The 13,672-nt window shown below is 58.1% G+C and carries 10 protein-coding genes; 9 read left to right on the forward strand and 1 reads right to left on the reverse strand.

The window, feature by feature from the left end:
* The first annotated feature begins 207 nt into the window (after positions 1 to 207).
* The gene (locus tag C4S74_RS15430) at positions 208 to 1,383 is read left to right on the forward strand and encodes an MFS transporter (RefSeq protein ID WP_103996179.1); all 1,176 of its coding nucleotides are present in this window, start codon (positions 208 to 210) and stop codon (positions 1,381 to 1,383) included.
* 153 nt (positions 1,384 to 1,536) lie between these two features.
* On the opposite strand, the gene C4S74_RS15435 is transcribed toward C4S74_RS15430, so the two are convergent.
* Positions 1,537 to 2,358, reverse strand: coding sequence for an MBL fold metallo-hydrolase (locus C4S74_RS15435; protein WP_103996180.1), 822 nt, complete (start codon positions 2,356 to 2,358; stop codon positions 1,537 to 1,539).
* A gap of 175 nt (positions 2,359 to 2,533) precedes the next feature.
* On the opposite strand from C4S74_RS15435, the gene C4S74_RS15440 reads away from it, so the two are divergent.
* The 8 genes from C4S74_RS15440 (at position 2,534) to C4S74_RS15475 (ending at position 13,583) form a co-directional block, all read left to right on the forward strand.
* A complete protein-coding gene (locus C4S74_RS15440; RefSeq protein WP_103996181.1) occupies positions 2,534 to 3,829 on the forward strand; it encodes an MFS transporter in 1,296 nt (431 codons plus the stop codon).
* Positions 3,830 to 4,093: 264 nt separating this feature from the next.
* Complete coding sequence (locus C4S74_RS15445; RefSeq protein ID WP_103996182.1) at positions 4,094 to 5,770, forward strand: ABC transporter substrate-binding protein; 1,677 nt, start codon at positions 4,094 to 4,096, stop codon at positions 5,768 to 5,770.
* A gap of 16 nt (positions 5,771 to 5,786) precedes the next feature.
* The gene (locus C4S74_RS15450) at positions 5,787 to 6,713 is read left to right on the forward strand and encodes an ABC transporter permease (protein WP_103996183.1); all 927 of its coding nucleotides are present in this window, start codon (positions 5,787 to 5,789) and stop codon (positions 6,711 to 6,713) included.
* A 42-nt stretch (positions 6,714 to 6,755) separates the two neighbouring features.
* Positions 6,756 to 7,664 (forward strand): ABC transporter permease, encoded by a 909-nt coding sequence (locus C4S74_RS15455; protein ID WP_103996184.1) that lies wholly within the window; start codon positions 6,756 to 6,758, stop codon positions 7,662 to 7,664.
* A 134-nt stretch (positions 7,665 to 7,798) separates the two neighbouring features.
* The gene (locus C4S74_RS15460) at positions 7,799 to 9,892 is read left to right on the forward strand and encodes an ABC transporter ATP-binding protein (protein WP_103996185.1); all 2,094 of its coding nucleotides are present in this window, start codon (positions 7,799 to 7,801) and stop codon (positions 9,890 to 9,892) included.
* A gap of 37 nt (positions 9,893 to 9,929) precedes the next feature.
* Complete coding sequence (locus C4S74_RS15465) at positions 9,930 to 10,484, forward strand: GNAT family N-acetyltransferase (protein ID WP_103996186.1); 555 nt, start codon at positions 9,930 to 9,932, stop codon at positions 10,482 to 10,484.
* 27 nt (positions 10,485 to 10,511) lie between these two features.
* On the forward strand, positions 10,512 to 12,155 hold the full coding sequence (locus C4S74_RS15470) for an ABC transporter substrate-binding protein (protein WP_103996187.1): 1,644 nt from the start codon (positions 10,512 to 10,514) through the stop codon (positions 12,153 to 12,155).
* A gap of 15 nt (positions 12,156 to 12,170) precedes the next feature.
* On the forward strand, positions 12,171 to 13,583 hold the full coding sequence (locus C4S74_RS15475) for an amidohydrolase (RefSeq protein ID WP_103996188.1): 1,413 nt from the start codon (positions 12,171 to 12,173) through the stop codon (positions 13,581 to 13,583).
* Positions 13,584 to 13,672: the final 89 nt, after the last annotated feature.

Consider the following 13,672-nt stretch of genomic DNA (forward strand, 5'->3'; position numbering starts at 1 on the left):
GGAGCCTTCTCAGCCATTTGCGGACCTGCCGAGCTCTCTGAAGCTCCAGAAACTCCTTAATACGATCGACGGGGATGCGAGGACAATCGGCCCCGTGCAGTATGTGGTCGGCTCCGAACGGGAGTTCTTTAATGATGAAACGAACTGGGAACGCCTCGGCTGAGCTTCCGGGTTTACCATCGAACAAGATAAGCGAGGGAGATTTCCATGCAAAAAGTTTTACTGCTTACCATCGGCATGTTCGCATTGGGCTTTGACGCCTATGTGGTGGCGGGTCTGCTTCCCGCAATCGGCTCGGATTTTGCCATCAGCGCATCGCAGTCCGGCCAGGCCGTGAGCGTGTTTACGCTCTGCTATGCACTGGCAGCGCCGATATTCGCCACCATACTCGCCGGCAAGCCGGTCCGGCGTATCCTTCTGCTGGCGCTCGTCGTGTTCACGCTTGCCAATGCGGTTACCGCTGTCGCGCCGACCTACACGCTTCTGCTGCTCTCCAGGGCGCTTGCCGGGATTGGAGCGGGCCTGTATTCTCCCTTGGCTGCGGCAGCTGCGGCCGCCCTCGTTTCCAGCGAGAAACGGGGGAGAGCGCTGGGCATGACGCTGGGCGGAATGAGCATGGGGACGGTCATCGGGGTCCCCGTAGGGCTGCTCATTGCCGAGCAGATTGGCTGGCGGGGAACACTCTGGGCCGTAACGGCTCTCGGCGTCATCGCGATAATCGGCATTACCGCGTGGTTCCCGAACTTTCCGGCGGCGGCTCCGCCGTCCCTGCGTCAGCGTCTTGCCATGATGACGAACGGGCGGGTTGCCGCTACCGTCGGCATCACGTTTATTACGAGCGTTGCCAGTCTCGGACTGTACACGTACGTGGCGTCCGTTCTACAGGATCTGGGCGACATCCAGACGATCACTCCGTACTTGTGGGCGTGGGGGATCGGCGGGGTCATCGGCAGCTTTTCCATCGGAACGCTCATTGACCGTACGGGACGTCCCGGCCTGTTGATGACCGTTATTCTGGCGCTGATGGCGCTGGCTGTCTTCGTTCTTCCGGCCGGGATTCACTACACGCTCGCCGCTTTCGCGGCATTCGTCGTGTGGGGGGCGACCGGCTGGGCTTCCCAGGCTCCCCAGCAGCACGTGCTGCTTGTCCTTCAGCCCGAACACGGACCGGCCGCCGTTGCGCTGAACAGCTCCGCGAATTATCTCGGCAGCGCGGTAGGCTCCGCGCTCGGCGGAGCGGTTCTGCTCGCGGGGCTGGCTCCGGGGCAGCTGCCGATCGCGGCCGGAGCGCTGATTGCGGCGGCGCTGCTCGGGCAGATCTGGATCGTTTCGCGCGGCCGGGGCTTTGCCAAAACCGGCCGCGAAGAGAAGATCCAGTCCTGAGCCGGAGGCTTCGTCGCGGATACAAAAAGACCTTTCGGCCGCCTGGCGGCATGAAAGGTCTTTTTGCCGACCGCGCCAGCCGACCGCGCCAGCCGACCGCGCCAGCCGACCGCGCCAGCCGACCGCGCCAGCCGACCGCGCCAGCCGACCGCGCTACCTGCCGGCGTACTCGCGCCGGACAATCCGGACGTTCTCGTCATGGCAGCCGTCCGTAAAAGCGGAGCGGTAAGCGTGCGCGTCCCGGAGCGCGAGCAGAGCGTCGCCGTCGTCAGTCTGAACGGCCGCGATCAGGCTTCGCAGGTAACGGTCCGCGAGCTCCAGCCGGCGCTCCATTTCGCGGGCGTCTCCGGTCGCCTGCCCATGTCCGGGGACGAGCAGCTTTAAGGCATGGGCGCCGTAAATGTGCCGGACAGTATCCAATGTCCGCTCATATGCTTTGGCGCTGTCATAAATGAAAGGAAGCTCGAAATCCGATAAATAGTCCCCGGCGATCAGTATACCCAGCGGCTCGACTACCGTCATCAGCCCGTCCGGCGTATGACCGGGAGCGAGATAGAACGTCAGCCGGGTTTCTCCGAGCTGAAACACCTCGCCGTTACCGGCCGCAGCGATGTCGATATGCGGGAATTCCACGGGATAGTCTCTGTCGATATAGTGGCCGGCATCGAACGAAGTGATGAGAGCCAGCTTTTTTTCTTTATCCGGGTGGTTCAGCAGCCCTTCGCTTCCGATCGTGACAGCCCCCGGGAACGCCCGGTACCCGATGATATGGTCGAAATCGCCGTGGGTAAACAGGACATAAACCGGCCGTTCGCCCCGCACGGCTTCGACATGCTGCCGGATTTCTTCGATTTCCCGAGGCAGCCAGTTCGGATCGGCGATCAAGACGAGGTCATCCGTCACGATCACGGTCGAGGTTGTTTTATAGATCGAGCTTTGAAAGACCGTTACCTGCCCGCTGCGATATTGGATCATATGCTTCACTATCTCCTTGCTCCATGGACGAATTACGTCCGGTATTTAGTGAAAATTGTAGCATCCAAAGGCGGAGAAAGGAACCGGGCGGGCCCGTGTTTTGGAAGAAACCCTTTTATTCACCACCGGATGAAAAAAGATACCGCTTACCTGCGAAATGAGTTATGCTTAGGGTATGACGAACTTTCTCAACGAATGGAAAACCCAACTGCTCGAATACAGCCGGAACATTCGTCTTTTTTTCGTGTTTATTTTCGTGTGGAATACGGGTCTCGGCATGTTCGGGCTCGTGTACAATTTGTACGTCCGCGCTTTGGGCTACGATCAGACGATGGTTGGACAGTTGGTCGGGATGACGGCCATAGCATCCGCAATCATATTAATACCGGCGGGAATAATGAACGACAGATTCGGGCCCAAGCGGATCGTATCCGCCGGTCTCTTTTTTGTGCTGCTGGCGCTTACGGCCCGTTCTCTTTTCGAGTTTAAAAACGCCCTGCTCGTTACTTCGTTTCTAGGTGGAATGTCGCAGGCGGTCGTATCGGCTACGATCATCCCTTTTATGGCGAACAATTCGACGCCCCGGCAGCGGGTTCACTTGTTCAGCTTCAACATGGCGCTAAGTATGTTCGCAAGTGTGGCGGGAAATATGCTGGGCGGCGTTTTGACGGACATGTTCCAGTTTGCCCTCGGCCTTTCGGAAGTGCTCAGCTTGAGAACGACTTTGCTGATCGGCGTCGGAACGATGGCACTCGGACTCATTCCCGTACTCATGTATACATCGGAATATTCCGGAGAAAAAGAAGAAAGTGAGGATAGAAGGGCCGGTCCCAAAGCCGGCTGGCGGCAAACGGCAGCCAAACATAAGTCTTCGCTGCAGATTATCGCGCTTTTTGCGTTTTTGAGCCTTCTGTCTTCGACGGCGGGCGGCATGATCGTGCCGTATTTGAACGTGTATTTCGAGGACAGGTTCGATGCTTCCAAAACGATGATCGGTTTCATCGTGTCGCTGGGCCAAGGGGCCACTGCGCTTGCTTTCCTGCTTGGTCCCGCCATTGCACGCAAAATAGGCGAAGCGAGAGCGGTCGTCCTGCTCCAGCTGAGTTCGATTCCTTTTCTGCTGATTACGGCGTACTCGTCCAATTTTACACTGGCGAGCGTAGGATACTTGTTCAGACAGGCGCTTATGAATGCGGCAAATCCTTTTTACAGCACGATCAAAATGAAGTATGTCCACCGCTCGATGCGGGGACTTGCCTCCAGCTCCGGGGAAGCGATGTTCAATCTGGGCTGGTTTCTGGCCTCTCCGGTCAGCATGGGGCTAGTGGCGACGTACGGTTCTTACTACGGGTACGCCTATGCTTTCAGTATCACGGCTGTCGTTTATACGGTGATTTGTATTCTGTTTCACGTGTTCTTCGGCAAAGAACGATTTAAGCCGGCGGAAGAAGCCGAACAGGCAGCCGGTTAACAGACGATAGGAATGGGACGCTTCCGGGAGGGGGTGTCCCGTTTTTGATTCCATGACTCCTTTACCAAGGATTGACAGAAACAAAAGGTGTCGCTATAATCAAAACATACTAATATTATCGGTTTAATCAGATATCGACCAGGTCACTGGAGATACGGTCTTTCCCCCGGGAAAAGCTGTGTCTCCTTTTTTTGCGGGACAGGGTAAGTCTGCACCGGAAAAAGGATCTGAGTAGACATAAAACCAACGAAATGGAGAGGACTTATGATTTCATCCAGACATAATTCTCACAAGGCAGTCTTAATCTTGATCGCACTTCTTCTAATGATCGTGTCCGGCTGCGGGGGAAGCAAGGGTGCTACCGGCGGCGCAGACTCTCCGTCCTATGAAAACGGAAAAACCGGACAGCCGTCCGCCGCTCCAGGCGGCACGTTTACGTATGCGCTCGCCGGATCGCCGTCGGGACTTGACCCCAATGTGGTGCCGGCCGCGCTGGATTACCGGGTTATGCGCTCCATTTACGACAGTCTTGTCGTTCAGCTACCGGATGGGACGATCAAACCGTGGCTCGCCGAGGAATGGACGGTTTCACAGGACGGCAAGGAGTATACGTTCAAGCTGCGCAAGGACGTTAAGTTTCATGACGGAACTCCTTTTAATGCGGTTGCCGTGAAAGCGAATTTCGACAGGATCGTGAATCCGGCTACAAAATCCCGGTTCGCGGTTACTCTGCTGGGACCCTATGAATCGTCCGAAGCGGTTGACGAACACACCGTAAAGGTGCGTCTCAAATCTCCTTACAGCGCGTTCCTGAGTTCGCTGAGCCAGGCTTTTCTCGGAATCGTTTCACCGGCGGCCGCGGAAAAACATAAGGATCAGTTGACGAAAAACCCTGTCGGAACCGGACCGTTCAAATTCGTAAGCTGGACTGAAAATTCTGCCGTCACGCTCCAGCGCAATTCCGACTACAAATGGGCGCCGGAGCTGGCGGCCAACAAAGGCGCGCCTTACATAGACAAGCTTGTGTTCAAAATCATTCCCGAAGAGGCGACCCGGATCGGCAGTGTGCAAAGCGGGCAGGTTTCGGCCGGAGAAACGGTGCCTCCCCAAAATTTCGTCGCGTTGAAAAAGGACCCGAACGTTCAGCTGTTCCAGGCGGAGTCTTCGGGGATCCCTTACACGCTGATGCTGAATCAGGACCATGCGCCCTGGAATGAGCTGCAGGCCCGCAAGGCCGTCCAGCTGTCGATCGACTTCGACGCCATCGTCAAAACGCTGTATCTCGGCGCGTATACGAGAGCCTGGTCTCCGCTGACTCCCTCCGTGCTCGGCTATAATGCCTCGCTGGAAGGAGCTCTGAAACCGGATCCCGAAGAAGCCGGCCGTCTGCTTGACGGGCTGGGCTGGACGAAAGGAGGAGACGGAATCCGTGAGAAAAACGGCAAAAAGCTGACGATTCATTATATCGATGCGTCGCCGAACAGGGAGAAACGCAACGACATTGCGGCGATGATCCAGCAGCAGCTGAAAAAAGCCGGAATCGCCGTGGAAATCGAAATTTTGGCCGACACGACGACAGCTCTGATGGTCAAGGGGACGAATGATCTGGTCGGCGTCAGCAACGTTTCGGGCGATCCGGACATATTGCGCAGCTTTTTTCACTCGAATGCCATTCCGAAAGACGGGAAATGGGGACACAACCACACCCATAAATCCGATCCCAAGGTAGACGCCTGGCTGGAAGAAGGGCTTAGAGAGCAGGACCCCAAGAAGCGGGCGGAGATTTACAAGCAGGTTCAATCGTATCTCATTGAAAATGCTTACGGATTTCCGGTGTATGTATTTCCGTATACCGTCGCAGCCGGTAAAAACGTGAGCGGACTTAAATTCGATTCGCTGGGTTACCCGTTGTTCTATGACGTAAGCCTGAAAAAACCGTAACGGGAGGGGGAGCCGATTGATTTATGCAATCGCAAGAAGACTGGTCTCTTCGCTGCTTGTCATAGGAGGCGCCTCGGTTCTTGTCTTCTTTATCCTGTACCTGCTTCCGGGCGATCCGGTGCTGATGATGCTGGCGGGGACGTCGGCCTCCCCGGAGACGGCAGCGAATCTGCGGCACCAGCTTGGCTTGGATCAGCCTGTGATCCGGCAATTTCTCATTTACGCCGAAAATTTGCTGCGGGGAGATTTCGGGAAATCCCTCGTTAACGATGATCCCGTGCTTCCCAAAATTTTGGAGCAGTTTCCCGCAACGGCGATGCTTACCGCAGCGGGTACTTTCCTGGCGGTCGTGACGGGAATCTGGCTCGGCGTGCTTTCGGCCGTGCACCGCAACGGCTTCATCGATTTCCTGGCCCGCATCGTGTCGCTGTTCGGAATTTCGATGCCCACTTTCTGGTCGGGTATTCTTCTGATCCTCGTCTTCTCCGTCCAACTGAACTGGTTTCCGGCCGTAGGCTCGGAAGGATGGAAGTCGATTGTTCTGCCGGCCGCCGCGCTCGGACTCGTGGGATCGGGGTTTATCGTGCGAATGGTACGAAGCTCCATGCTAGAGGTGATGAATGAACCTTTTATTACCACCCTGCGTTCCAAAGGACTTAGCGAAAAAATAGTCATGTACCGGCACGCGCTGCGCAGCGCCCTGATTCCGGCTCTTACCATGATCGGTATTCAGATCGGGGAACTCATGGCCGGAGCCGTCGTGATCGAAACGGTGTTTTCCAGACAGGGAATCGGCAGGCTTCTGGCGGGCGCCATCCTTTCCAAAGATCTTCCGGTCGTACAAGGCGTCGTTTTTTTTACCGCCATCGTGTATGTCCTTGTAAATGTGCTGGTCGATTTGTCTTATGCTCTTATCGATCCGAGAGTGAGAAGGGCAGTCTGAGCAGGCGGCCGACTAAGAAACGCGTGAAAAGGGAGGGACGATATGAAAACGGCAGCCGAAGTGAACTATGTGGCGGAACGGCTCGTCCGCGAACGGGGCCGGGAAGGGGGACGGAAACGGAGGATACCCGGCTTTTTGCGGCTGGGGGGTCTTCCGTATTATGTGGCGCTTCTGATCGTCTCGGCGATTGTGCTCAGCGCAGTCGTGCCGCATTGGCTGGCGCCTTATCCGCCAGCGGAAATGAATGCGGACGCCCTGCTCCGGAAGCCGGGTCCCGACCATTGGTTCGGAACGGATTATTACGGAAGGGATGTACTCAGCCTTCTTATATACGGAGCGAGAGATTCTCTTCTGATCGGCGCAGGCTCCGTCGTCATCGGTGGCGCGGCGGGGATGCTGATCGGCAGTCTGGCCGGTTATATCGGAGGTTTGGCGGACGGTATCCTTATGCGGATCATCGACGTGCTTATGACCATACCGGGCTTGCTCCTGTCCCTGGCTATTGCGGCCGCTTTGGGGCCGAGTCTGCTTAATATCGTGCTGGCTGTCAGCGTGTCGCTGATACCCAAATTCGCACGGGTAGTCCGCAGCCAGGTGATCAGCATCAAGAGCCGTCCCTATATCGCCGCTTCCAGGTCGATCGGTGCGGGCGGCGGTCATATTTTCGTGAAGCATGTGCTTCCTCACGTTCTGTCCCCGCTGCTCGTCATGGCGACGATCGGAATAGGGTCTTCGATCCTGGTGGGCTCCGCGCTTAGTTTCCTGGGGCTTGGCGTGCTTAAGGAAATTCCGGACTGGGGAACGCTGCTTTCGCAGGGCAGAGGCTATCTGACCGTCGCCTGGTGGAATGCGACTTTCCCGGGACTGGCGATTACGATTCTCGTGCTGGCCGTCAATTTGCTGGGAGACCGGTGGAGAGACGCGCTGGACCCCAAACAGCATGTAAAATGAAAGCCGAAAATCGGGTAGGTTCGCTAGGGAAAACCTGAGCATAAAGACCGCGGGTGTAAAAGCAGGATGCCGATAGTAAAGCCGCACCGAATGAAAAAAATTCATCCTTAAGAGGCCCGGAGGGGGGGACGAAATTGGCAAAGCCGGTTTTGGAAATCGAGCGGCTGAGAGTGGAGTTTACCAAAGAAAACGAAAGCCTGACGGCCTTGTCGGAAGTCAGCCTGCACATCAGGCCCGGCGAGACGCTCTGTCTGGTCGGGGAATCCGGCAGCGGCAAAACGATTTTGTCCAAAGCGATCCTCCGTCTGGTGGAGTTCGAAGGAGGGCTCATTACACAGGGCACGATCCGGCTGGGACAGGAAGACGTGACCCGGCGTCCCCAGAAGCAGATGGGCGCCATCCGCGGAAAGAAGGCCGCGATGGTTTTCCAGGAGCCGATGGCGGCGTTCGATCCGCTTTTCCCCGTCGGGAAGCAAATTGCCGAGGCGTATCTTCGGCATAACCGCACTTCCTACAAGAAGGCGCGGGAACACGCGGTCCGGCTGCTCGGCAAAGTCGGCATCCCGGAGCCCGGGCTGCGGATGAAGCAGTATCCGGGCGAGCTGTCGGGAGGGATGCTCCAAAGGGCGATGATTGCGATGGCGCTTTCCTGCGGGCCCGACCTGCTCATCGCCGACGAGCCGACGACGGCGCTGGACGTAACCGTCCAGTCGCAAATCCTGGACCTTCTGAAGGAAATCCAGAAGGAATACGGCATGTCGATGCTGTTCGTCACTCACGATCTGGGCGTGGCGGCCGAGATCGCCGACCGGGTTGCCGTTCTATACGCGGGCGGAATCGTCGAGATCGGCGAAGCAGAGACGTTGTTCCGGTCGCCGCTCCATCCTTACACGAAGGGGCTCATCGGCTCCGTCGCGGGTATGGAGACTCCCCGGGGGACCCGGCTTCCTTCTATTGAAGGGAGCATACCTTCGCTGGCCGAACTGCCGTCCGGCTGCCGCTTTCACCCGCGCTGCCCGCATGCCGTCCAGAGGTGCGCACAGTCCGCGCCGCCTCTGGAAGAAATTGCGGGCCGCGAGGCGGCGTGCTGGCTTGCCGGTGAACTCCGGCAGAAGGAGGCCGCGCAGGCGCCCGGGCAGGCGGCGGCGGAAGGCCCGCCGGACGTTTTCCGGGAGCGTGCGGAGTCCCCGCGCGCCGTAGTCCGGACCGTCGCCGTTCCCGCTCCCCGTGAGGCAAACGCCGCAGGCGAAGTCTCCCGCGATCGGGCGCCGCTGTTTTCCGTACACGGCCTGCGGAAGACGTACCGGCTCGGAGGCGGGTTTCTCCGCCCGTCCAAAGGCACGATCTATGCCGTCGACGATGTCACCTTCACGATACGGGAAGGCGAGACGTTCGGTTTGGTCGGCGAATCCGGCAGCGGCAAGTCGACGCTCGGCCGGACGCTGCTTCATTTGGAGCCGCCTACGGAAGGAGAAGTTCTTTTTGCCGGCAGAGAGCTTTCCGCCATGTCTCCCTTAGAGCTGCGGAAGGCGAGGAAGCAGATGCAGGTCATTTTCCAGGACCCGTACGGCTCGCTTAATCCGCGCTGGACGGTCGGACAGAGCATCGGCGAGCCGCTGGCCGTACACGGGACCCACCGGGGGAAGGAACGCGCCGATAAAGTCGCGGAGCTGCTCGCTTCGGTCGGGCTGCCGCCATCGGCAGGGAAGCGGTATCCCCATGAATTTTCGGGGGGACAGCGTCAGCGGATCGGCATAGCCAGAGCGATGGCGCTGCGCCCCAGATTTATTCTGGCCGACGAGGCCGTGTCGGCGCTGGACGTGTCGGTACAGGCACAGATTCTGAACCTGCTTCAGGAGCTCCGGCAGAAGGAGAATCTAACGTACCTCTTTATCGGGCATGGCCTCCAGGCGGTCCGGCATATGTCCGACCGGATCGGTGTGATGTATCTCGGCAAGCTTGTGGAAACGGCTCCGAGCGACGAGCTGTTCCGCCATCCGGCCCATCCTTACACGGCCGCTCTGCTGGCCTCCGTCCCCGGGCGCGGCCGCACAGTCTCACGGGAGAGCATTCGGCCCGCGGTCGAAATTCCTTCCCCGGCCAACCCGCCGTCCGGCTGCCGGTTTCATACGCGCTGCCCGGCGGCGACTGCGCTGTGCCGGGAAGTTCCGCCCGAATGGATCGAGGTCGGTCCGGGACATGCCGCAGCCTGCCATTATCCGCTGTAAAACATTTTTATAGGTTCTTTGAGGCGAGGTGACGACGATGGGAGAAATTTTCCGGCTGGCGGGTGAAAGCGACACCGGACAGCTTTTAACGCTTATCGGAGCGGCTTATCAGTCTATCCGGGACCTGAATATCGATTTCAGGGCGACCCGGGCGGATTACGACTTCGTCCGGACAAACAGCGAAGAAAACGCGTGCTACGTTATGGAGCACGACGGGCGGATCCTTGCCACTCTTTCGCTGAAATACATGGAGGAAGTGTCCGTGTATCCGTTCTTGTTTATGCTCGCCGTTCATCCGGCGGAGCAGTCGCGGGGGATAGGCAGCCGTCTTCTGCGGTATGTGGAAGAAGAAATCGTGCGGGATACGCTGCTGTCGCCCGCGTCGACGCTGGCCACCTCACGGAAACATCCGTGGCTGCTTCCTTTTTACGAGCGCAAAGGCTATCAGCCCTTCTACGAAAGAGATCTCGGAACCGACGACAAGCTGGTTTTCCTGATCAAAAATCTCCGCGAAGGGTCAGGCACGGACCGGGAGGACGCTGGTATTCCGCCCGGCGGGGAGCGGCGCCGCATTCTTTTTCCGGGGAGTTAAGCAAACATTGAAGTGGGGGGATTGTACGTGAAAAAAAGAGATCGGTTTACTTGGCTGATTGTACTTGCCGCTTTAATAACCGGCTTATCGGCCTGCGGAACGCCTGCCGCCTCTCCGGCCTCGTCGCCGGAACAGGGGGGAGAGTCCGGCCAGGGAGCGAAAGCCGGCGGAAAGACCCTTTATATCGGGATTGTGAACGCGCCGATGACGCTCAGCCAGATTAACGACCAGGGCGACTCCGCCTCGGATAACGTAATCGCGCTCCTCAACGACTCGCTGCTGAATCTGAACGACAAATTTGAATTTACCCCGAAGCTCGCGGAATCCGTCGAGACGAAAGACAATCAGACCTTCGTCGTGAAACTGAATCCTTCCGCGAAATGGAATGACGGAAAGCCTTTTACGACGGCCGATGTCGCTTTTACGCTCCAGACGGCTCTGCATCCGAAAGTGGAAACATACTTCAAGCTGAATTTTATCGAAGGGCTGAACGATGCGGGCAAGCTGGTGGAAGGGAAAACGGAAATCAGCGGCCTCAAAATCGTCGACGACCGTACGTTCGAAGTGCGGACGAAAACCCCGGTCGATCCGCTTCTTTTCAAAGAACGGTTCGGAACGAAGGTGTTTTTCCTGCCGAAGCATATCCTGAAAGACGTTCCCCCCGAACAGATCGCGACCCATCCCTACTTTCAAAAGCCTGAAGTGACGGTCGGACCGTTCAAATTCGCCAACTTCGTTAAAGGCCAGTATGCCGAGGTGGTCAAAAACCCGAATTATTATTTGTCTCCTGCCAAGCTCGACAAAATTTTCATTAAGGTTCTTCCGGCCGCCAATCTGGTGGCCCAGCTTCAAACGGGCGAGATTCATATGAATTCGCTGCCCGTCGGTCTCATTCCGATCACGGAATACGAGAAAGTCAAGGCGCTGCCGAACGTGGAGCTTACGACGAGCAATCCGTCGATTCCGCCCGAGCTGTTTTTCAATACGGCGAATATAAGCGATGCCCGCGTCCGTCAGGCCGTCGCATATGCGATCAACCGCAAGCTTATCGTCGATCAGCTTCTGAAAGGCCAAGGGGAAGTGATTGACGGCGGCATTCCGAGCTATCACCCCAATTTCAATAAAGACATCCAGCCTTACCCCTACGATCCGGAGAAAGCGAAAAAGCTGCTTCAAGAGGCGAAATGGGACACGAACAAGCCTATCCGGTTCCTGATTCCGGTCGGGAATAAGGTCCGGGAGCAGGCAGCGGATATTCTTGTCCAAAATCTGCAGGCCGTCGGATTGAAGGTGCAGGTTCAGAAGTATGATTTTGCCACGCTGATCCAGAAGGTTCGCAAGAAGGAGTATGATCTTACTATTTTCAACCGGGACTTCTACATTGAACCGAGCTCGTATTTCACTTTATACAAAAGCGACAGCCCGAGCAATTATTACAGCTACAAAAATCCGAAGGCGGATGAGCTGATCACGAAGGGTGAGACGGAGTCCGATCCGGCGAAGCGGCGTCTGATTTACAACGAGCTGCAGGCGGTCATTCACGAGGATGTGCCTACGCTCGCGGTTTATTCGGAGAAACGTCTGCTTGCCGTATCTAAAGACGTTCTGGTCGGAAGACCCCGCGATATCGGGATGTACAACAATACGAACGAGTGGGATTTGAAAAAATAGAAAGGGGTGAAGGCGATGGGAAAACGGCACTTGGTGGAATGGCTGGACGGTCATACGGAAACTTTCGAAGAGCTTGCGCTCCGGATCTGGGAACAGCCTGAAGTCGCGTATACGGAGGCGTATGCCTCCAGGCTGCAAGCCGCCGTGCTTCAGGAAGCGGGATTTACGGTCGCCTCGGGTATCGGAGGAGCCGCGACGGCGTTCGTCGCCGAGTTCGGCAGCGGAAAACCGGTCATCGGCATCCTTGGGGAATACGACGCGCTGCCGGGCTTGTCGCAGAAGGTAAGCGCCGACCGGGAAGCCCTCGTTCCGGGCGGACCCGGCCACGGGTGCGGACATAACCTGCTCGGCACGGCCGGTGTGGCCGCTGCCGTCGCCCTGAGCCGCCGAATCCGCGAAGAGAAGCTCCCGGGTACGATCCGGTATTACGGATGCCCGGCCGAAGAGGTTATCTCCGGCAAGACGTTTATGGCCCGGGAAGGCGTGTTTGATGATGTTGATACGGCGCTAACGTGGCATCCCGGCAGCACCAACATGCCGTGGAACGTGCCGACGTCGGCTCTGACGTCCGTCGAGTTTTCTTTCAAAGGGCGGGCGTCCCATGCGGGAAGTTTCCCGCATCTGGGCCGCAGCGCGCTGGATGCCGTGGAGCTGACGAACGTCGGAGCCAACTATTTGCGCGAGCACGTACCGGACGGCTCCCGGATTCAGTACACGATCACGAACGGCGGACAGGCGCCGAATATCGTGCCGGAAGACGCGAGTGTCTGGTATTTCCTGCGCGGTTCCAGCCGGGATCATGTCGATGAGCTGCTCCGGCGGCTGCAGAACATCGCCCGCGGAGCCGCCCTGATGACGGAAACCGAGGTGACGTGGGAGATCAAGGCGGGCGCCTACGACTTGAACGTCAACCATACGCTCAACGATCTGCTTTACCGACAGAAGGATGAGGCGGGCCCGCTTGCGTTCACGGACGAGGATATTCGTCTGGCCGCCGCCCTCGCGGATACGCTGCCTCCCGATCTGCGGGAGTCGGCGCAGAAGCGCGGGGAAGAGCTGGGGATCCCTGCCGGAGAACTGCTGCCCGCCGGGTTCGTGAACGTGAAGCCGGCGCCCAAAACCTACGGCGGTGGCTCGACGGACGTCGGCGACGTCTCGTGGATTACGCCGGTCGGGCAGATCATCACCACGTGCGCGCCGTTTGGCGTGCAGGTGCATACGTGGCAGGCGACGGCATCCTTCGGCTCGCCGATCGGCCTCAAAGGCATGCATCTTGCTTCCAGGCTGCTGGCACTTGCGGCTTACGAGCTGCTGACGGACGGCGGGGTGCTGCTGGCCGAAGCCAGAGCGGAGTTCCTGCGCGCCACAAACGGGCGCCGGTACGTACCCGCCATTCCCGGCGATGTTCGGGCGCCGGTGCTTGTTTGAGCCGCGATCGTCCGCAGGCCGGTGCGCAAGGCCAGGGCATATGCGGCTTCTCCGCCGCATAAGGATCACCGCCGTTTTGCGGCGCAGCA

It is taken from the genome of Paenibacillus sp. UNC499MF, from assembly GCF_900107975.1.
Classification (GTDB): Bacteria; Bacillota; Bacilli; order Paenibacillales; family NBRC-103111; genus Paenibacillus_F.